Here is a 19,307-nt window from a genome sequence, read left to right as displayed (position 1 = left end):
TGGTCAACGCCCGCCGGGCCGGGCCCGCTATCGACCGCGCCGCGCAAGCTCGGGGTCCGGCACCGGGACCGCGTTCAGCAGCGCGCGGGTGTACTCGTGCTCCGGATTTCGGAAAACGGCTGCCACAGCTCCCGTTTCGACGATCTCGCCGCTCCGCAGCACCACGACCCGGTCGGCGACCTGATGCACCACCGCCAGATCATGGCTGATGAACAAGCAGGCGAAGCCGTATTCGGCGCGCAGATCCGCGAACAAGTCGAGCACCTGCGCCTGCACCGAGACGTCGAGCGCACTGGTCGGTTCATCGGCGACGAGCAGCCGCGGGGACAAGGCCAGCGCACGTGCGAGCGCCACACGCTGGCGTTGCCCGCCGGACAGTTCGCCGGGGCGGCGTGACGCGTAGTCGCGCGGCAGCCGCACGGATTCCAATAGCGCCCCGACCTTTTCGCGTAACAGCGCGCCGGAAGCCGCCCGGTGCACACGCAGTGGTTCACCGATCGCGTCTTCGATACTGCGGCGCGGATCGAGCGAGGCGGTGACATCCTGGTGCACCAGCGCGACATGCTTACGCAAAGCCCGCAGATCCCGTTCGCCCAAGCCGCCGAGCGCGATACCCGTCAGCTCGACCGACCCCGCTTCCGCGGGCACAAGCCCCAGTGCAGCCCGCCCCAACGTGCTTTTCCCCGAGCCGGATTCGCCCACCAGCCCCACCACTTCGCCCGGCGCGAGAGTCAGCGAAATACCGCGCAGAGCCTGGAAATCCTTGCCGCTACCGCGACCCCGATAGACGACACTCAGATCGCTGATCCGCAGCACCGCTTCAGCCGCACCCTGGGCGGACTCGCTTGCCACATCGAACGCGGCGCCGGCCGCACCGTTCGGCGCGGATTCGGCCGGCTCCGGGAGGCGCGGTACCGAGGCCAGTAGTTCGTGGGTGTAGGCCGCGTGGGGGTTGGTGAAAAGGTCGTGCACGGAACGCTCTTCGACTACGCGGCCGGAACGTAGTACCACAACGCGGTCGGCGATTTCGGCTACGACGCCCAGGTTGTGGGTGATGAAAAGTACTGCGGTGTTGTGGGATCGGCGCAGGGTGCGTAGTAGGTCCAGGATTTCGGACTGGACGGTGACGTCCAGGGCCGTGGTTGGTTCGTCGGCGATCAGCAGGTCGGGTTCGCCGGAAAGTGCCAGAGCGATGACGACGCGCTGTTTCTGGCCGCCGGAGAGCTGGTGGGGGTACCAATCGAGGCGGCGTTCGGGTTCGGGGATCTCGACCATCCGCAGCAGTTCGACCGCGCGGGTGCGGGCCGATTGTTTCGACAATGCACCCTGCGCGGTCCGGGCATGGTGCGCGCGCAGCGCTTGGATGAGCTGTGTGCCGACCTTCTGTACCGGGTTGAGCGCGGTCTGCGGTTCCTGGAACACCATCGCGGCGCGGATGCCCCGCAGCGCGTGCAACTCCGCTTCCGAAGCGCCGACGACTTCGGTGTCCACGAGGCGGACCGAGCCGGTCGCCGCGGCGCCCGCGGGCAGCAGGCCGAGAGCCGCCCGCGCGGTGAGCGACTTGCCGGATCCCGATTCGCCCACAAGTGCGACCACTTCGCCGGGCCGCACGGCGACGTCGACACCGTGCACGACCGTACGAGATCCGAAGTGCACCTTCAGGTTCCGGATCGCCAGCACCGGCGCGTCCGGATTCGCCACGAGCTCCGGCTGGGCGATGCCCGAATCCGTTTCGAGCACTGGTGTTTTCATGCGATCCTCCGGGCCCGGCCCAGTGCCTGTGCGATCAATAGGAAACCGAGCGTCAGGCCGGAGACCACCAGCAGCGGCCCCACCGCGAACGCCGGGTTGGCGTCGAGATAGGCGATGGAGTCGGCGATGGTTCCGCCGAGCGAGGGATCCGGCGGCCGCACGCCGATCCCGATGAAACTCATCGCCGCCTCCACGAACACCGCGAGCGACATCGACAGCGCCAACTGCACACCGAGCGGCTCGAGTACGTTGGGCAGCACGTGCTTGCGCAAGGTCCACCAGGGCCCGGCCCCGATGACCTCGGACGCCTCGACGAACGGCTGTTCGCGCACGGCCAGGATCGCGGTGCGAATCTGCCTGCCGAACAACGGCACCTCTACCGCGACGATCACGATGATCACCGTGTGCACGCCCGGACCGGTGACCGCGGCCAGCGCGATGGCCAGGATCAAGGCCGGGAACGCCAGTAGCAGATCGAACACCCGCTGGGTGATCACATCGGCGATCGAGTTCAGGCTGGACAGCAGCCCCGCGAGCGAACCGAGCACGGCCCCGAGCGGGACCGCCACGAATCCGACGAACAGATTCACGCGGATGCCGTGCAGCACCCGCGCGAACAGATCGCGGTTCAGGTTGTCGGTACCGAACCAGTGCGCACCGCTCGGGCCGAGCAGGTTCGCCGCTGGGATCTGCTGCAGTGGATCATATTTCGCGAGCACCCCGGCCAGTAGCCCGAGCAGCGCGATCCCGCCGACCAGCAGCACACCGGCCAGACCCTGCCCCCTGCGCAGGGCATGCCATCGCGGGTGGGCGGAATTCGATTCCGGGACCGCGTTTTCCGGCGTCGCCTCCAGTACCTCGCTCATGCTCTGCCTCCGATCCGAATCCGCGGATCCAGATAGGCGTGCACGATGTCGGTGGTCAGCTGGATGGCGACGAACACCGCCACCGAGAACAGCAGCAGCGCTTGCACCACCGGATAGTCGCGCCGGTTGATCCCCTGTTCGATGAGCTGCCCGATCCCCGGCCAGGCGAAGGTGGCCTCGACCAGCACCGCGCCGCCGAGCAGCGCGCCGGACTGGATGCCGAGCACGGTCAGCATGGTGGGCAAGGCGTTTCGCAGCGCTCCGCGCGTCACGATCTCCCGGTGTGAAATGCCCAGCGACCGCGCGGTCAGGACATAGGGCTTTCCCAGTTCGGTCCGCAGCGCCTCGGTGAGGAACCGGGTCAGCGCCGCGCCCACCGGCAGCGCCAGGCAGATCGAGGGCAACAGCAGGTATTGCGCGGTGATGTCGGGGTGCGCCGCGAACCCCTTCGGCGGGATGCCGCCGGCGGGCAGGATCGGCAGGGCGATCGCGAACACCAGCACCAGCAGCACGCCGGTGACGAACGCGGGCACCGCCACCGCGACCGTATTGGCCGCGGCCACCACGGCATTGAGCCAGCGCCGCTCCCACAGCACCGCGGACAGGCTCACCGTGAGGCTCGCCGTCACCGCGAGCACCAGGGCGGAACCGGCCAGCACCAGGGTATTGGTGAGGCCGCGGGCGATCAGGTCACCGATCTGCCCCCCGATGATGTAGGACCGGCCCAGATCACCGGTGCACACCCCGCGCAGCCAGCTCACGTACTGGGCCGGCACGGATCGGTCGAGTCCGAGCTGATGGCGAATGGCGGCAATCGATTCCGGTGTCGCATCCGGTCCGGCCAGCGTGCTCGCCGGGTCGCCCGGTACCGCGCGCAACAGCAGGAAGATCAGCACCGAAGCGCCGAACAGGACCGCCACCGCCGACGGCACCCGGCGCAGCAGATACGCGGTCATGCCAGGAACGCCTCCGTGAGCACGGACTCCCGGCGCTTGGTCCAGTTGAAGCCGTGCAGCTTCTTGGTCTGCGCGCCCTGCGGGAACCGGACGCCGATCTCGATCAGGAACAGGCTCTCCAGCAGCTGATCGCTGAGCGCCTGGTAGGCCTGCGTCGCCTCGGATCCGATGCCCTGCTTCAGTTTCCACGCGCCATCGGCCGCCGTGACATAGGCGGGCGACTCATAGCGGGACGCGTTCTTGCGCGCGTTGAACGGATACGCGCTCACCGTGAGCGTGGACGGCACGAACTGCGCCCAGGAATGGTCGGTCAGCCACAGACCGGGGAACTGCGCCCCGATCAGCTGCCGGACGAAGGTGGCGTTGTCGGTGGGCACGAGTTCCACCTCGAGGCCGATCTCGGCCAGATCGGCCTGCACGATCTGCGCGGACGCCTCGTGCGTGCCGACCGTCGAACTGTAGGTCAGCGGAATCTTCGGCGGCTTGGGCAGCTGCGCGATCAGCTGCTTCGCCTTGTTCACATCGCGGGCGTAGCGGGTGTTGCGGGCGGCGTCGAAGGCCGGAGAACTCTTGGGCCACGGCACGTTCACCGGGTAACCGGCGCCCCGGAAGACCTCGCTGACGATCCGCTCCCGATCGATGGCGTAGGCGATGGCCTGGCGCAACCGCACGTCTGAGAGCGCCGGATCCTGCACATTCACACCGACATACACCTGGAGCTCTGCGCCCTCGAACGGAAAGGTCCGGAAACCGTCGGTCTTGCCGAGGTTTTCCACATCGCGATAGGTGATGCCGTCCGCGTAGTGCAGCTGGCCGGACTTGAGCGCGTTGAGCTGAGCCTGGCTGTCCGGGATCACCGACAGCTCGACCCGGTCCAGATAGGGCCGCTCCGGCACCCAGTAGTCCGGGTTCCGCTCGAAGACGATCTGCGAGTTAGGGATTCGCTGCACGAAGCGGAACGGACCGGTGCCGACGATCTTTTCGCCGGTGCCGAGCTGGTCGACGGATTCGCGGTCCAGGATCGGCACGGTGTCCAGCAGATCGAAGATATTGCCCAGCGGATGCGCGAAGGTCAGCACGATCTTGTGCGGATCGCTGGTGTCGAATCCGGTGATGGCGGCGGCGGTGCTCTTCAGCTGCGCCGACCACTTCGCGTCGGCATAGGTGCGCAGCGAGAACTCGACATCCTTGGAGGTGAACGGCCGACCGCTGTGGAACTTCACGTCCTCGCGCAGCTCCAGGGTGATCGAGGTGCCCTCGGGCGCGAGCGTCCACTTCTCGGCCAGCAGCGGCCGCGGCTCCAGCCTGTCGTGCGGATAGCGCACCAGCGACTCGAACACCAGGCCCACGACATAGGGCGTAGTGCCGGTGTTGGTGAGGATATTGGCGGGCACCAAGTCCAAGAGGACGCCGTACTTCAGCGTGCCGCCGCGCACGGGCGCCGCGTTGTCGGCGCCGCCGCGCTGCTGGTTCACCGCGGAGGTGCAGGCGGCCAGCGCACCGGTGCCGAGGATCGCGAAAGCGGCGATACCGGTGTTGCGCAGGAAGTTACGGCGGCCGATCGGCGCGCCAGGAGTAGAACTCATGGTTGACGATTCCTCGAGAGATGGAGCGCCGCGAAGACAGGGCGGACGCTGGTGACGCCTGGACAGGGCAGTCAGGGACGGCAGGCGCGGGCCCGGCGCGAACAGCAACCGGCGGCGTGCGGTGCGCAGCATTGGTCCGGGTGCATGACGGTGAAGCTAACACTGCGAGCAAGCTCCTGGCACCGGTTCCACGCACCGTGCGTCAAAACATGGTGACCTGGGGATTTATCAGTTTCTACTGATCCAATGCCTGTGCCACCCCATGCCCGCGGCTACGAGTCCTTCGGTGGACGGATCGGCCGCACCACCGCCGACGCCACCCCCGAGTGGACCTATCCGCCCACCGCCCCGGCCGACGCGCCGAACATCATCGTGGTGCTGGTCGACGATATGGGCTATAGCGATATCGGCCCGTTCGGCTCCGAGATCGAGACGCCCACGCTGAATCGGCTGGCCGCCACCGGTATTCGACTGTCGAACTACCACACCACGCCGCTGTGCTCGCCCTCGCGCGCGGCGCTGCTGACCGGAATCAACGCGCACCGCGCGGGTTTCGGGTTCGTCGCCAACGCCGATCCCGGCTATCCGGGACTGCGGCTGGAACTGGCCGACGATGTGCTCACCCTGCCGGAGATCCTGCGCGGCAACGGCTACGCCACCTACGCGGTCGGCAAGTGGCATCTGGTGCGCGACGCGACGATGAATCCCGCGGCGCATCGGGATTCGTGGCCGACGCAGCGCGGTTTCGACCGCTACTACGGCTCGCTGGAAGGTTTGAATTCCTTCTACTACCCGAATCAGCTGGTGTCGGATTCCTCGGTGGTGGACGTCGAGGAGTACCCGGAGGGCTACTACCTCACCGACGATCTGACCGACAAGGCGATCTCCTATCTCAAGGATCTGCGCGCCCACGACGCGGCGAAACCGTTCTTCCTGTACTTCGCCCACGTCGCCATGCACGGCCCGCTCCAGGCCAAGCCGGCCGACCTGGACAAGTACCGCGGCCGCTACGCCGAGGGCTGGGACAAGCTGCGGCAGAGCCGGTTCGCCGCCCAGCTGGCCGAGGGCCTGTTTCCCGCCGGGACCCAGCAGAAGCCGCGCAACACCGAGCCCGGTTACGAAGCGGCGGAATGGGATTCGCTGACCGCGGACGAGCAGCGGCGCTTCGCCCGGTACATGGAGGTGTACGCGGCGATGGTCGACAGCATCGACCAGAGCCTGGGCCGCGTCCTGGACGTGGTCGAGGAGTTCGGCGAACTCGACAACACCATCGTGGTGTTCACCTCCGACAACGGCGGCACCGCCGAGGGCGGGCCGGAAGGCACCCGCAGCTATTTCGCCGAGTTCGCCCACGTCGACGACCCCGGCTGGGTCGGTGACGTACCGCACGACGAGGAGCTGATCGGCAGCGCCCGGCTGGGCGTGCACTATCCGCGCGGTTGGGGCCAGGCCTCCAACACACCGTTCCGCTTCTACAAGGGGCAGACCTTCGCCGGCGGCGTCCGGGTGCCGCTGCTGGTGTCCTGGCCGAAGGGGCTGCCGCGCGCCGCGGACGACAACGGCATCCGGCAGGAATACGCCTATGTCACCGATCTCGCGCCGACCCTGCTGGACCTGGCGGGACTCCAGCGGCCCACGGTCCGGAACGGGCTGCCCGCCAAGGACTTCGACGGCGTCTCCGCCGCCCGCCTGCTGCGCGATCCGCGGGCGGTCACCGAACACACCGAGCAGTACTCGGAGATGACCGGCCATCGCGGGTTCTACCGAGACGGCTGGAAACTACTGTCGCTGCATGAACCCGGCCGCGACGTGGATGCCCCGAACTGGCAGCTGTTCGATGTGCGCGCGGATCCGACCGAGCTGCACGATCTTTCGGAGCGGCACCCGGAGAAGGCCGCTGAACTGGCCGCCGCCTGGGACGAATCCGCTTGGAACAACACCGTTTTCCCGCTGCTCACGCGTCAGGATCTGGCCCGCCGCCGCCCGGAGGAAGCCCGCTTCGCGGCACCGCTGCGCCTGCTGCCCGGCACCCCGACGCTGGAGCGCTACCGCTCCCAGCGCCTGATCGCCTTCCGCGACTTCACCATCGACGTGCACCTGGGCGGCTATCAGCCCGGCGAGGAAGGTGTCCTTGTCGCACACGGCGACCCGCTCGGCGGCTACCTGATCTACATCGAGGACGGCCGAGTCATCCTGGGCGTCAACAGTTATGGCGTCTACGGCAGCACCGCCGCCGAGCTCACCCCGGGCCTCCAGCGCATCACGGTATCGGCGGCGGTCCGCCCGCGACTGCGCTGGGACTTCCGGATCGAAGCAGGCGCACAGCAGGCCGAACTCCGCGACCAGGTGCAACTCGTCGGGATGGCGCCGTGGACCGGCATCTCCGTCGGCGTCGACGCCCGCGGCCCGGTCTCCTGGGACCTGCGGGAACGGCGCGGCCCGTTCCGCTACAGCGGTGATCTGCGCGCGGTCACTTACACCCCGGGACCGATCCAGGTCCCGCAGGCCACGATCGAGGCGGTGGAGCGGGAGGCGGAGTTCGTCGCCGAATGACGACGGGGAGCGCTGAGGTCGGTTTCGGCTGCCAACCCCCGTTCGGATACCGTTTACCAGGCAGAATGCGGCACTACGCGAGAAGGATGCGTCCGATGGAAGACAGCTCCCTGGTCTGGGACGACGGTGTGCTGGTCACCATCGACCAGCGCGGGTTGCCGCATGAGGTCATCGAACTGCGGTTGTCGACCGTCGATCAGATCATCGATGCCATCAAGACCCTGGCCATTCGCGGGGCCCCGGCGATCGGGATCGCGGGCGCGTTCGGCGTGGTCATCGCGACCCGAGCGCATACCGCCGCGGGTGTCGTCGATATCGCACGGGCCGAGACCGAGGCTCAGCGAATCGCCGAGGCACGCCCGACCGCCGTGAACCTGGCGTGGGCCGTCCGGCGGGCCGCGGCCAAGATCGCCGACGGCGCGGACGCGGTGCTCGCGGAAACCCTGGACATTCTCGCCGAGGACAGCCGCGTCAACCGGGCCGCCGCGACCCACGCCGCCGATCTGGTGCAGCGCCTGCTGCCGGACCGGCCGCTGCGCATGCTCACCCACTGCAATACCGGGCGGCTGGCGACCAGCGCGTTCGGTACCGCCATCGGAACGCTGCGGGTACTGCACGAGCGCGGGCGGATCGAGGACGTGATCGTCGACGAGACCCGTCCGCTGCTGCAGGGCGCGCGGCTGACCGCGTGGGAGCTGGCCGAGGCCGGAATTCCGCACCGGCTCACCATGGACTCGGCCGCCGCGTGGGCGATGGGCACCGGCCAGGTCGACTGTGTGATCGTCGGCGCGGATCGGGTCACCTCCAACGGCGACGTGGCGAACAAGATCGGCACCTACGCCCTGGCCATCGCGGCGCGGCACCACGGGATTCCGTTCGTCGTCGTCGCGCCGGAATCGACCCGGGATCCGCGGATGGCGACCGGCGCGGAGATCGTCGTCGAGCAGCGCGCGGCCGCGGAGGTCACCGGATTCGCCGGTGTCGCAACGGCTCCCGAGGGCACCGCGGTGTTCAACCCGGCCTTCGACGTGACGCCCGCGGAGCTGATCACGGCGGTGGTCACCGAGCTGGGCGTCGTCTACGGTGGCGACACCGGAGACGGTGTGGCCGTCGCCGATATCGCGCGCGAGCTGTACCAGCGCGGCTGGATGCCGGGCACCGCGGGCAATATCTCGGTGCGGGCCGGAGATTCGGCCGTCGTCACCGGGAGCGGCCTGTCCAAGGGTGAGCTCACCGCGGACGACATGGTGACCGTTTCGATCGCCGATGCGCAGCCGATCGGCGCACAGCGACGCAAGCCCTCGGCGGAGACAACCATCCACACCGCCGTCTACCGCACGACCGGCGCGCAGGCGGTGGTCCACGTCCACTCCCCTTACGCGACAACCCTTTCCACCCAGGTGGGCGCGCCGGACGAACTCACCACCTTGCGGATCACCGGCTTCGAGCTCATCAAGGGCCTCGGCCGCTCCGACGCCATCGATATCCCGGTGTTCCCGAACTGGCCCGATGTCCCCCGGATCGGCGCGGACATCGAGCGATACCTGCGCGAGAATCCGGATGCCCCGCCGGTATTGGGCATCGCGGGCCACGGCATCACCGCATGGGGGGACAATCTATCCAGGGCCCGCGATCGCGCCGAATGCCTGGAGGCGCTGTGTGAGCTGGTGATCCGCACCGGCCGCCGGCACGCGTATGCCCCGTCCGCCACGCACCCAGAGATTGGATAAGACAATGACTTTGCTACAGGTGATGGCCGCCGGAGATGCCGCCGACGTCAAGGTCCGCACCACCGACGACGCCGTCATCGCCGCCGAATTGGCCGCGCGCGGTATCACTTTCGGGCACTGGCCGACCCTGGACAACGCGTCCACCATCCCGTCGGACGAACTGCTCGCCGAATACGCCGAGCGCATCGCGACCCTGAACGCCTCGGGCCGCTATCGCCACATCGACATCGCCCGGATCCATCCCGACGACGCGAACCCGGAGTGGCCGGCCATCGCCGCCGGGGCGCGCCAGAAGTTCCTCGACGAGCATCGCCATGCCGAGGACGAGGTGCGCTTCTTCGCCGCCGGCCGCGGCTGCTTCTACCTGCACCTCGGGGACGAAGTGCTGGCCACGGTGTGCGAGGCGGGCGATCTGGTGTCGGTGCCCGCGGGCACCCTGCACTGGTTCGACATGGGTACCCGGCCCGATTTCGTCGCGGTGCGGTTCTTCGAGGAGGAGGACGGCTGGATCGGCGACTTCACCGGAGACAAGATCAGCGCCGGGTTCCCGACCCTCGACGAACTACTGGCGGCTCGATGAAGGCCATCGTCGTCGATATCGAGGGGACGACCAGTCCCACCAGCTCGGTGCGCGAGGATTTGTACGGGTACACGCGCGCCCGGCTGCCGCAGTGGCTGGCCGAGAATGCCTCCGGCGCAGCGGCTTCCGTGATCGCCGGTACCCGCGAGAGCGCCGCCCGGCCGGACGCGGATCCGGCGCAGGTCGCCGAAATCCTGCGGGACTGGCTCGATTCCGACGTGAAAGCGGAGCCGCTGAAGACCGCGCAGGGCATCATCTGCGCGGAAGGGTTCCGGGCCGGCGCGCTGCACGGCGAGTTCTTCGCCGACGTGGCGCCCGCCCTCACGGCCTGGCACGCCGCGGGGTCGCGACTGTTCGTCTATTCCTCGGGTTCGGTGCGCAATCAACAAGATTGGTTCGAATTCGCGCGCGGCGGCACGCTGAGCCCGCTGATCAGCGGATACTTCGACCTGGCGAGCGCCGGGCCGAAGCGCGAAGCCGCCTCCTACGAGAAGATCGCCGGCGTGATCGGCGTCGAGCCCGCGCAGATCCTGTTCCTGTCCGACCACCCCGCCGAACTCGACGCGGCGGTCGAAGCGGGCTGGTCCGCCGTCGGCGTCCACCGCCCCGGCGAACCCAATCCGCCTCGCCCGCCGCATCGGTGGGTCGACACCTTCGCGGAGGTCCGGCCCTAGGTCGCGTCCACCATGCCGGGCTGGCGGATGCCGAGGAAGAACTGCATCCGGCCCGGATGGTTGGTGGAGTCCACGCGGAACATCTGCACGGACAAGTTGTAGGTCTCACCGGTGCGCAAGTCGCGCAGCTGCATATCGGGGGTCTCACGCCCGTAAGCGGTGCTGCCGACGGACCACATCCGGCGGAACTCGGGGTAGCTCCCGAGTTCCTCCAGAAGCGAGGTGGCCCACGCGGTGTCGCCGGTCTGGCCGATCAGGCCGCGCAGCCAGGCGACGGTCAGCCCCGCCTCACGCTCCCACTCGACCATGACCTGCTTGGACATCGCGTTGCCGAAGAACCAGCGCAGCACGTTCACGTCTTCGGTCAGGCCGGGGAACATGTCGGCGTAGACATCGTTGCAGGACAACACATTCCAGCGGGTATCGATGTAGCCGGCGGCATTGGGGCGATGCACGAGCAGGCCGCGGCGCATGTCCTCGTCGATCGCCGAACGCAGTTTCTCCACGCTCGGGAACGCGTCCTCGACGAGGCCCGCGAGATCGTAGAGATGGCGGCGCTCGACCGGGAGCAGCGGGCGGATGCCGTCGAGGTAGCCGATGAGCGCGTCCACCACCGCCCGGGTCGGATGTTCGCGGTCGCCGCCTTCGAGGTGGGTGATGTAGCTGGCGCTCACCCCCGCCGCGAAGGCCAGCTTCTCCCGGGACATGTGGCGCTCGTCCCGCAGTCTGCGGAGCAGGCCGCCGAAACTCGGCGGCCGTAGTAGGTGATCGTCAGCGATGTCGGTTTTGCGTGGCACGGCACAAACTCCTTCAGCTAGACGCGGCGACAGCTTTCTCGATACGGCGAACCCGGGTGTCCGGGCGCTTGGCCTCGGTGATCGCGGCGACCAGCTGACGCCGGTCGGTGTAGGACAGCTGGTCGAAACCGGCACGCACTCCGGCGGTTTCCAGGGCGATGGCCAGATCCTCGGGGACCACGACGGTGCGTGCTGCGGTGTCGGGTGCGACGGTGACGACGACAGCGTCACCGGGCCCCTTGCCGATTTCGTCGCGGATCCCCTTGAGCATGCCCAGGCACGGGCCCGCCCCCATGTTCGTGATGGAACCGCGGTAGGCGATGTCGTCGAAGGTCGCTTGCACCTTGATTCGCCCGCCTCCGCCCAGCGCGGCGATGACCGCGGCGGGCACCGGCACGTACGCACCACCGCCGTTGGCCGCCTCGATCACCGCCTCGAATCGCTGCATGAATGCAGAATAATCTGCTCGGCCCGAATATCCGGCAAACCTCGAGCGAATAGATAGAAGATCGATAAAGATGGTCCCCGGACGGGGCGATCCCAGACCCTCCGGCACGCCGTCAAGGGGGCGCGAGAGGCTCCGCGGTTGTGTAAACAAATATTAAGCGGCCGAGAACCCCCGGTTTCCAAAGCTTCACCGCCAAGCCCCCGAAACACCTGCCGGAAGCCGTATTTCGCCCGGTCAGCCCGCGTATAGCCTGGTCGCATCGATGGCGAGTGAGTTTCGTCGCAACCGCGCAGTGACCGGTGTGTTGCGCCGACCTCACAACGCACAGTCGGCCCCCGCAAGCTGTGAGAGAATCATTTTGCCGCGCGTCCAACCCTCCTTAGAGTCGGGACATCAGCCCGATTCACTCACCCGAAGGGGGCGTCGTGGTTAATTCTGCAAGCCTGCCATCCGCTGCCGCCGGTGATGCCCTCCTCCGGCTGGGTAAATATTTTCAGAGCGGCGAGATCTCCACGGATCACCGCAGCCTGCACAAGGTGGGCGGCCGCGGCGCCGACGAGTTCTACCGGGACCGCTGGGCACACGACAAGGTGGTGCGCTCCACGCACGGCGTGAACTGCACCGGGTCCTGCTCCTGGAAGATCTACGTCAAGGACGGCGTGATCACCTGGGAATCGCAGCAGACCGACTACCCCTCGGTCGGCGCGGACAAGCCCGAGTACGAACCGCGCGGCTGCCCGCGCGGCGCGTCCTTCTCCTGGTACACGTATTCGCCTGCGCGCGTGCGGTATCCGTACGTGCGCGGTGTGCTGCTGGAGCTCTACCGGGCGGCCAAGGAACGCCTCAAGGATCCGGTGCTGGCCTGGGAATCCATCGTCGAGGACCCGGAACAGGCCAAGCGCTACAAGTTCGCGCGCGGCAAGGGCGGGTTCGTGCGGGCCGAGTGGTGGGAGGCCGCCGAGATCGCCGCCGCCGCCCATGTGCACACCATCAAGAAGTACGGGCCGGACCGGGTGGCGGGCTTCTCCCCCATTCCCGCGATGTCGATGGTCAGCCACGCCGTCGGCGCACGCTTCATCTCGCTGCTCGGCGGCTCGATGCTCTCCTTCTACGACTGGTACGCCGACCTGCCGGTGGCATCGCCGCAGGTGTTCGGCGATCAGACCGACGTGCCGGAATCGGCGGACTGGTTCGACGCCGGTTACCTCATCATGTGGGGTTCCAACGTCCCGGTGACCCGGACCCCGGACGCGCACTACATGACCGAGGCGCGCTACCGCGGTCAGAAGGTCGTGGTGGTCTCCCCCGACTACGCCGACAACACCAAGTTCGCCGACGAGTGGGTGGCCGCCCGGCCGGGCACCGACGCGGCGCTGGCCATGTCGATGGGCCACGTGATCCTGCGGGAGTTCTTCGTCGAGAAGCAGGTGCCGCGGTTCCTGGACTACATCAAGAAGTTCACCGACCTGCCGTACCTGGTCTGCCTGGACGATCCGGCCGGATGGGACGCCGAGGGCAACTACCACCACGACGGCGCGCTGGCCGGAAAGTTCCTCACCGCGGCGGATCTGGGCGCCGCCGACGAGACCGCGGCGCACAAGCCGGTGCTGCTCGACCAGGCCGGTGCGCCGGTCGTGCCGAACGGCTCGCTGGGGCATCGGTTCACGCCCGAGGACGCCGGTAAGTGGAACCTCGACCTGGAGGGTGTCGACCCGCTGCTGACGCTGTACGGCACCGAGGGTGCGGAATCGATCGCGGTGCGGATGCCGCGCTTCGACACCGACACCGCCGGTGTGATGGTGCGGGGCGTGCCCACGCGCATGGTGGCCGGCCGCCGCGTCACCACCGTGTTCGACCTGCTGCTCGCGCAGTACGGCGTGGCCCGCGACGGCCTGCCCGGCGACTGGGCGACCGGCTACGACGACGCCGGTCAGCCCTACACGCCGGCCTGGCAGGAGAGCGTCACCGGCGTTCCGGCGCAACAGGCGATCCGGATCGCGCGCGAATTCGCCGACAACGCCGACCGTTCCGGCGGCCGGTCCATGATTCTGATGGGCGCGGGCACCAACCACTGGTTCCATTCCGACCAGATCTACCGGGCCTTCTTCACCCTCACCCTGCTGACGGGCTGTCAGGGCGTGAACGGCGGCGGCTGGGCGCATTACGTCGGCCAGGAGAAGTGCCGTCCGGTAACCGGCTGGGCCACCTTGGCTTTCGGACTGGACTGGCAGCGCCCGCCGCGGCAGATGCAGGGCACCGTGTTCTGGTACCTGACCAACGACCAGTGGCGCTACGATCCGTTCACCTCGCAGTCCTTCGCCTCACCGCTCGGCAAGGGCGTGTTCGCCGGTCGCACCGCCGCCGACAACATCGCGCTGGCCAGCCGGCTCGGGTGGATGCCGAGCTACCCCACCTTCAACCGCAACCCGCTCGATCTGGCCGATGAGGCCGAGGCCGCGGGCAAGTCGGCCGCCGACCACATCGTCGACGGGTTGAAGTCCGACGAATTGCGGTTCGCCTGCGAGGATCCCGACGCGCCGGAGAACTTCCCGCGCGTGCTCACCGTGTGGCGGGCCAACCTGCTCGGCTCCTCGGGCAAGGGCAACGAGTACTTCCACAAGCACCTGCTCGGCGCGGACTCCAATGTGCAGACCACCGACGCCACCGGCGTCCGGCCGCAGGAATTGGTGTGGCGCGACGAGGCGCCCACCGGCAAGCTGGATCTGCTGCTGTCGCTGGACTTCCGGATGACCAGCACCACCCTGTTCTCCGACATCGTGCTGCCCGCCGCCACCTGGTACGAGAAGCACGACCTGTCCTCCACCGACATGCACCCGTTCGTGCACGCCTTCTCCCCGGCGATCTCGCCGCCGTGGGAGGCCAAGACCGATTTCGACGCGTTCCATCGGATCGCGCGCGGGTTCTCCTGGATGGCCGAAAAGCACCTGGGCAAACGCACCGACATCGTCGCGGTGCCGTTGCAGCACGACTCCCCCGACGCGCTGGCACAGGCCGGCGGTCGCGTGCTCGACTGGAAAGCCGGTGAGTGCGAGCCGATTCCGGGCAAGACCATGCCGAAACTCGTGGTGGTGGAGCGCGATTACCCGAACATCGCGGAGAAGATGGCCGCGCTGGGGCCGTTGGTCGAGACGCTCGGCGTCACCACCAAGGGCATCACCACCTACCCCGAGAAAGAGGTCGCCTACCTCACCGGGGTCAACGGCGCCGTGGTTTCCGGTGTGGCACAGGGCCGTCCGTCGCTGGCGAAGGACACGCACGCCGCCGAGACGATCCTGGCGCTGTCGGGCACCACCAACGGCCGCCTGGCCGTGGAGGGTTTCGAGGCGCTGGAACGGCGCACCGGCACCCAGCTCGCCGACTTGGCCGCCGAGCACGAGGGCAAGCAGATCACCTTCAAGGACACCCAGGCGCGGCCGGTTCCGGTGATCACCTCGCCGGAATGGTCCGGCAGTGAGACCGGCGGCCGGCGGTACTCGCCGTTCACCATCAACACCGAGCGGTTGAAGCCCTGGCACACCCTCACCGGACGCCAGCACTTCTACCTCGACCACGACTGGATGATCGAACTCGGCGAACAGCTGCCGATCTTCCGGCCGCCGCTGGACATGACCGCGCTGTTCAGCGAACCCGGCGTCGGCGATGTCGGCGAGAACGGCGTCACCGTGCGGTATCTGACGCCGCACTCGAAATGGTCGATCCACTCCGCCTACCAGGACAACCTGCACATGCTCACGCTGTCCCGGGGCGGCCAGTCGATCTGGATGTCGGAGAAGGACGCCGCGAAAATCGGTGTCGCCGACAATGACTGGATCGAGGCGATCAACCGCAACGGCATCGTCGTGGCGCGCGCCATCGTCTCGCACCGCATGCCCGAAGGCACCGTGTTCATGTATCACGCCCAGGACCGGGCCGTGGACGTACCGCGCATCGAGGGCACCTCGGAGAAGCAGGCCGGACGCGGCAAGCGCGGCGGTATCCACAACGCGCTGACCCGGATCATGATCAAGCCCTCACATCTCATCGGCGGGTACGCCCAGCAGTCCTTCGCGCTGAACTACCACGGCCCCACCGGAAATCAACGCGACGAGGTCACCACGATTCGCCGCCGCTCGCAGAAGGTGGAGTACTGAGTTATGCGCGTTATGGCACAAATGGCCATGGTGATGAACCTGGACAAATGCATCGGCTGTCACACCTGCTCGGTCACCTGCAAGCAGGCCTGGACCAATCGCGGCGGCACCGAGTACGTCTGGTTCAACAATGTGGAAACCCGTCCGGGACAGGGCTATCCGCGGCAGTATCAGGACCAGGAGAAGTGGAAGGGCGGCTGGACGCTCACCAAGCGCGGCAAGCTGACCCTGAAGTCGGGCTCGCGCATGAAGCGGCTGCTCAACATCTTCGCCAATCCCGACATGCCCACAGTGTCGGATTACTACGAACCGTGGAGTTACGACTACGACAACCTGCTGTCCAGCCCGCCCACCGACACCGTTCCGGTGGCGCGGCCGAAATCGCTGATCACCGGCGAGGATACGCAAGTCACCTGGGGCGCCAACTGGGACGACGATCTCGGCTCCGGCCCGGAGCAGGTCGGTAAGGACCCGCTGCTCGGACGGCTGTCGGAGAAGGTGAAACTGGAGTTCGAAGAGACCTTCATGTTCTACCTGCCGCGGATCTGCGAGCACTGCCTGAACCCGTCGTGCGCGGCGTCGTGCCCGTCCGGCGCGATCTACAAGCGTGCCGAGGACGGCATCGTCCTGGTCGATCAGGACAAGTGCCGCGGCTGGCGGCAATGCGTCACCGGCTGCCCATACAAGAAGATCTACTTCAACCACAAGACGGGCAAGGCGGAGAAATGCACCTTCTGCTACCCGCGCGTGGAAGTCGGCATCCCGACGGTGTGCTCGGAGACCTGTGTGGGGCGGCTGCGCTACATCGGCGTCATGCTCTACGACGCGGACAAGGTGCAGGAGGCGGCCTCGGTCACCGACACCAAGGACCTGTACCCGTCGCAGCTCGGGGTGTTCCTGAACCCGCACGATCCACGCGTCGTCGCCGAGGCCGAGCGCGCCGGAATCTCGCCGGAATGGATTGAGGCAGCTCAGAATTCGCCGATCTACAAGCTGATCGTCGACTACCAGATCGCACTGCCGCTGCATCCGGAATACCGGACCATGCCGATGGTCTGGTACGTGCCGCCGCTCTCGCCGGTGGTCGACGTGCTCTCGGAGACCGGGCACGACGGTGAGGACGCGCGAAACCTGTTCGGCGCCATCGACGCGCTGCGCATTCCGGTGGAGTACCTGGCCGAACTGTTCACCGCCGGCGACGTCGGCCCGGTGCGGGCCGCGTTGCAGCGGCTGGCCGGGATGCGGGCGTTCATGCGGTCGGTCAATCTCGGTGAGGAACCCGATCCCTCGATCGCGCCCAACGTGCGGCTCGAGCCCGAGGAGATCGAGGCGATGTACCGGTTGCTCGCGATCGCGAAATACGAAGACCGCTACGTGATTCCGAACGGGGCCGGTTCGGAGGCGCATCAGCTCGACGCGCTCGCCACCGGGTGCAGCCTGGACACCGACGGCGGGCCCGGCATGACCGCGTTCGATCAGATGGTGGAGAAGTTTCACCTCACCGACACCAATGGCGCCGCGCCCGAAGAGAAATCGAATCGGATCAACCTGCTGAACTGGGATGGGAAGAGCACCAGCGGGCTGATACCGACCGCAGGGGGGTCGGCAAATGGCGCTGGCGCCAACGGATCCGGAGCCAACGGGACCCGTGGTTCCGGATCCCACGGCGAGACGAGCAACGGCAGCAACGGCGCTGCCGCGAACGGCACGACGATCCCGGCCGGCAACGGCGCCGGGCCGGGATCGCCGTCCGTCACCGTCAACGGAGCAGCGCAATGAGTTTGCTGAAAGTGCGGCGCAGACCCGAGCCCGCGATCCGGATCTCCGAGCACGAACGGCGCCTCGTCTGGCGGATGGCGGCGCTGCTGCTGGACTACCCGAACGAGTCGGTGCTGGGGATGCTGGACCAGTTGTCCAGCGCCACCGCCGAATTGCCCGAGCACATGCGGCCATACTTCAGCGTACTGCTGGACCATCTGCGGACCACCCCGCCGCTGGAGCTCGCGGCGTCCTATGTCGAAACCTTCGACCTGCGCCGGCGCGCCAGCATGCACCTGACGTTCTACGCCTACGGCGACACCCGCAAGCGCGGGATGGCGTTGCTGCGGTTCAAGCACGCCTATAAGCACGCGGGCGTGGAGTTGGGGGATCACGAACTGCCCGACCATCTTCCGGTGCTGCTGGAGTTCGCCGCCACCGTCGACCCGATCGGCGGCGAACGGCTGCTCGGCGAGCATCTTCCGGTGATCGAGTTACTGCGCTTGTCGCTGTCCGACACCGGATCTCCCTACTCGGGGCTTCTCGGCGCCGTGGTCGCGACGCTGCCGCCGCTGACCACCGCCGACCGTCGCAAGATCGCCGAACTCGCGGCCCAGGGTCCCCCCGAGGAAGAGGTCGGCCTGGATCCCTTCGCCATGGATCCCGCCCTGTTCGACACTGCCGGAGGCCGCCGATGAACTACGTCCCGCACCTGCCCACCGAACTGTGGCTGATCCTGCCCTATGTGGCGTTCACCTCGTTCGTACTCGGGCACGTCTGGCGCTACCGCAACGACCAATTCGGCTGGACCACAAGGTCTTCCCAGATCTACGAGAGCCGGCTGCTGCGCCTGGGCAGCCCCTTGTTCCACTTCGGGATGCTCGGCGTCTTCGGCGGGCACGTGCTCGGCGTGCTGATCCCGGAATCCTGGACCGCCGCGGTCGGGATCTCCGAGCACACCTACCACATCATCGCGGTCGGCGCGGGATCCGTCGCGGGACTGATGGTGCTGGCCGGCGTCGGCATCCTGCTGTACCGGCGCTGGCGGGTCACCGCGGTGCGCAAAGCCACCACCGGCAACGACAAGCTGATGTACGGCCTGCTGACCGCCGCCCTGGTCACCGGCCTGCTCAACACCTGGGGCAGCAACCTGCTGTGGGGCACCTACAACTACCGCGAAACCGTATCGCCCTGGTTCCGCAGCCTTTTCACCCTCAACCCGCAGCCGGAACTGATGGTCGACACGCCGTGGACCTTCCAGGCCCACGGCCTCGTCGTCCTCGCCCTGCTCGGCATGTGGCCCTACACCCGCCTGGTCCACATGTTCAGCGCCCCCATCGGCTACCTGACCCGCCCCTACATCGTGTACCGCGCCAAGGAATCCAACGCCCCCGACACCAAGCGCTACGCCGGCGCCTGGGAAGCCCCGGTCACCCCGGAACGCTGGCGCTCGTAA

Annotated in this window: 14 protein-coding genes; 8 read left to right on the top strand and 6 right to left on the bottom strand. The window is 67.7% G+C overall.

Translation table 11 applies throughout. The features are described from left to right. Nucleotides 1–27 precede the first annotated feature (27 nt). The 4 genes from AB0M14_RS24505 to AB0M14_RS24490 are packed head-to-tail and all read right to left on the bottom strand — an operon-like array spanning nt 28 to nt 5,160. A complete protein-coding gene (locus AB0M14_RS24505) occupies nt 28–1,752 on the bottom strand; it encodes an ABC transporter ATP-binding protein (protein WP_364998583.1) in 1,725 nt (574 codons plus the stop codon). Further along, nucleotides 1,749–2,618: an ABC transporter permease gene (locus AB0M14_RS24500; protein WP_364998582.1), complete on the bottom strand. Its 870-nt coding sequence runs from the start codon at nt 2,616–2,618 to the stop codon at nt 1,749–1,751. Before AB0M14_RS24500 ends, AB0M14_RS24505 begins: the two co-directional genes overlap by 4 nt. Then, the gene (locus tag AB0M14_RS24495) at nt 2,615–3,574 is read right to left on the bottom strand and encodes an ABC transporter permease (protein WP_364998581.1); all 960 of its coding nucleotides are present in this window, start codon (nt 3,572–3,574) and stop codon (nt 2,615–2,617) included. The genes AB0M14_RS24500 and AB0M14_RS24495 overlap by 4 nt, the downstream gene beginning before the upstream one ends. Then, nucleotides 3,571–5,160, bottom strand: a complete 1,590-nt coding sequence (locus AB0M14_RS24490) for an ABC transporter substrate-binding protein (protein WP_364998580.1) — start codon at nt 5,158–5,160, stop codon at nt 3,571–3,573. Before AB0M14_RS24490 ends, AB0M14_RS24495 begins: the two co-directional genes overlap by 4 nt. A gap of 246 nt (nt 5,161–5,406) precedes the next feature. On the opposite strand from AB0M14_RS24490, the gene AB0M14_RS24485 reads away from it, so the two are divergent. From AB0M14_RS24485 to mtnC, 4 genes are all read left to right on the top strand, one after another. Next, entirely contained in the window at nt 5,407–7,713 is a 2,307-nt protein-coding gene (locus tag AB0M14_RS24485; RefSeq protein WP_364998579.1) for an arylsulfatase, read from the top strand. A gap of 95 nt (nt 7,714–7,808) precedes the next feature. Continuing rightward, on the top strand, nt 7,809–9,443 hold the full coding sequence (gene mtnA / locus AB0M14_RS24480) for an S-methyl-5-thioribose-1-phosphate isomerase (protein ID WP_364998578.1): 1,635 nt from the start codon (nt 7,809–7,811) through the stop codon (nt 9,441–9,443). Between the two features lie 4 nt (nt 9,444–9,447). Beyond that, entirely contained in the window at nt 9,448–10,023 is a 576-nt protein-coding gene (locus AB0M14_RS24475) for a cupin (protein ID WP_364998577.1), read from the top strand. After that, nucleotides 10,020–10,697, top strand: a complete 678-nt coding sequence (gene mtnC / locus AB0M14_RS24470; protein WP_364998576.1) for an acireductone synthase — start codon at nt 10,020–10,022, stop codon at nt 10,695–10,697. The genes AB0M14_RS24475 and mtnC overlap by 4 nt, the downstream gene beginning before the upstream one ends. Here the strand turns inward: mtnC and AB0M14_RS24465 are convergent. Continuing rightward, complete coding sequence (locus AB0M14_RS24465) at nt 10,694–11,494, bottom strand: helix-turn-helix transcriptional regulator (protein ID WP_364998575.1); 801 nt, start codon at nt 11,492–11,494, stop codon at nt 10,694–10,696. The genes mtnC and AB0M14_RS24465 overlap by 4 nt on opposite strands. Before the next feature lie 13 nt (nt 11,495–11,507). Beyond that, nucleotides 11,508–11,942 carry a YdeI/OmpD-associated family protein gene (locus tag AB0M14_RS24460; RefSeq protein WP_364998574.1) on the bottom strand — a complete coding sequence of 145 codons (435 nt, stop codon included), beginning with the start codon at nt 11,940–11,942 and terminating at the stop codon, nt 11,508–11,510. Nucleotides 11,943–12,367: 425 nt separating this feature from the next. Between AB0M14_RS24460 and AB0M14_RS24455 the strand changes: the two genes are divergently transcribed. The 4 genes from AB0M14_RS24455 to narI are packed head-to-tail and all read left to right on the top strand — an operon-like array spanning nt 12,368 to nt 19,307. Next, nucleotides 12,368–16,093 (top strand): nitrate reductase subunit alpha, encoded by a 3,726-nt coding sequence (locus AB0M14_RS24455; RefSeq protein WP_364998573.1) that lies wholly within the window; start codon nt 12,368–12,370, stop codon nt 16,091–16,093. A gap of 3 nt (nt 16,094–16,096) precedes the next feature. Then, on the top strand, nt 16,097–17,872 hold the full coding sequence (gene narH / locus AB0M14_RS24450) for a nitrate reductase subunit beta (RefSeq protein ID WP_364998572.1): 1,776 nt from the start codon (nt 16,097–16,099) through the stop codon (nt 17,870–17,872). Beyond that, nucleotides 17,869–18,549 (top strand): nitrate reductase molybdenum cofactor assembly chaperone, encoded by a 681-nt coding sequence (narJ, locus tag AB0M14_RS24445; RefSeq protein ID WP_364998571.1) that lies wholly within the window; start codon nt 17,869–17,871, stop codon nt 18,547–18,549. The genes narH and narJ overlap by 4 nt, the downstream gene beginning before the upstream one ends. Then, complete coding sequence (narI, locus tag AB0M14_RS24440) at nt 18,546–19,307, top strand: respiratory nitrate reductase subunit gamma (RefSeq protein WP_364998570.1); 762 nt, start codon at nt 18,546–18,548, stop codon at nt 19,305–19,307. The genes narJ and narI overlap by 4 nt, the downstream gene beginning before the upstream one ends.

The organism is Nocardia sp. NPDC051832 (assembly GCF_040681285.1).
Taxonomy (GTDB): Bacteria; Actinomycetota; Actinomycetes; order Mycobacteriales; family Mycobacteriaceae; genus Nocardia.
Note: the sequence above shows the minus strand (reverse complement) of the source record. Positions and strands in the feature narration are given on the sequence as shown.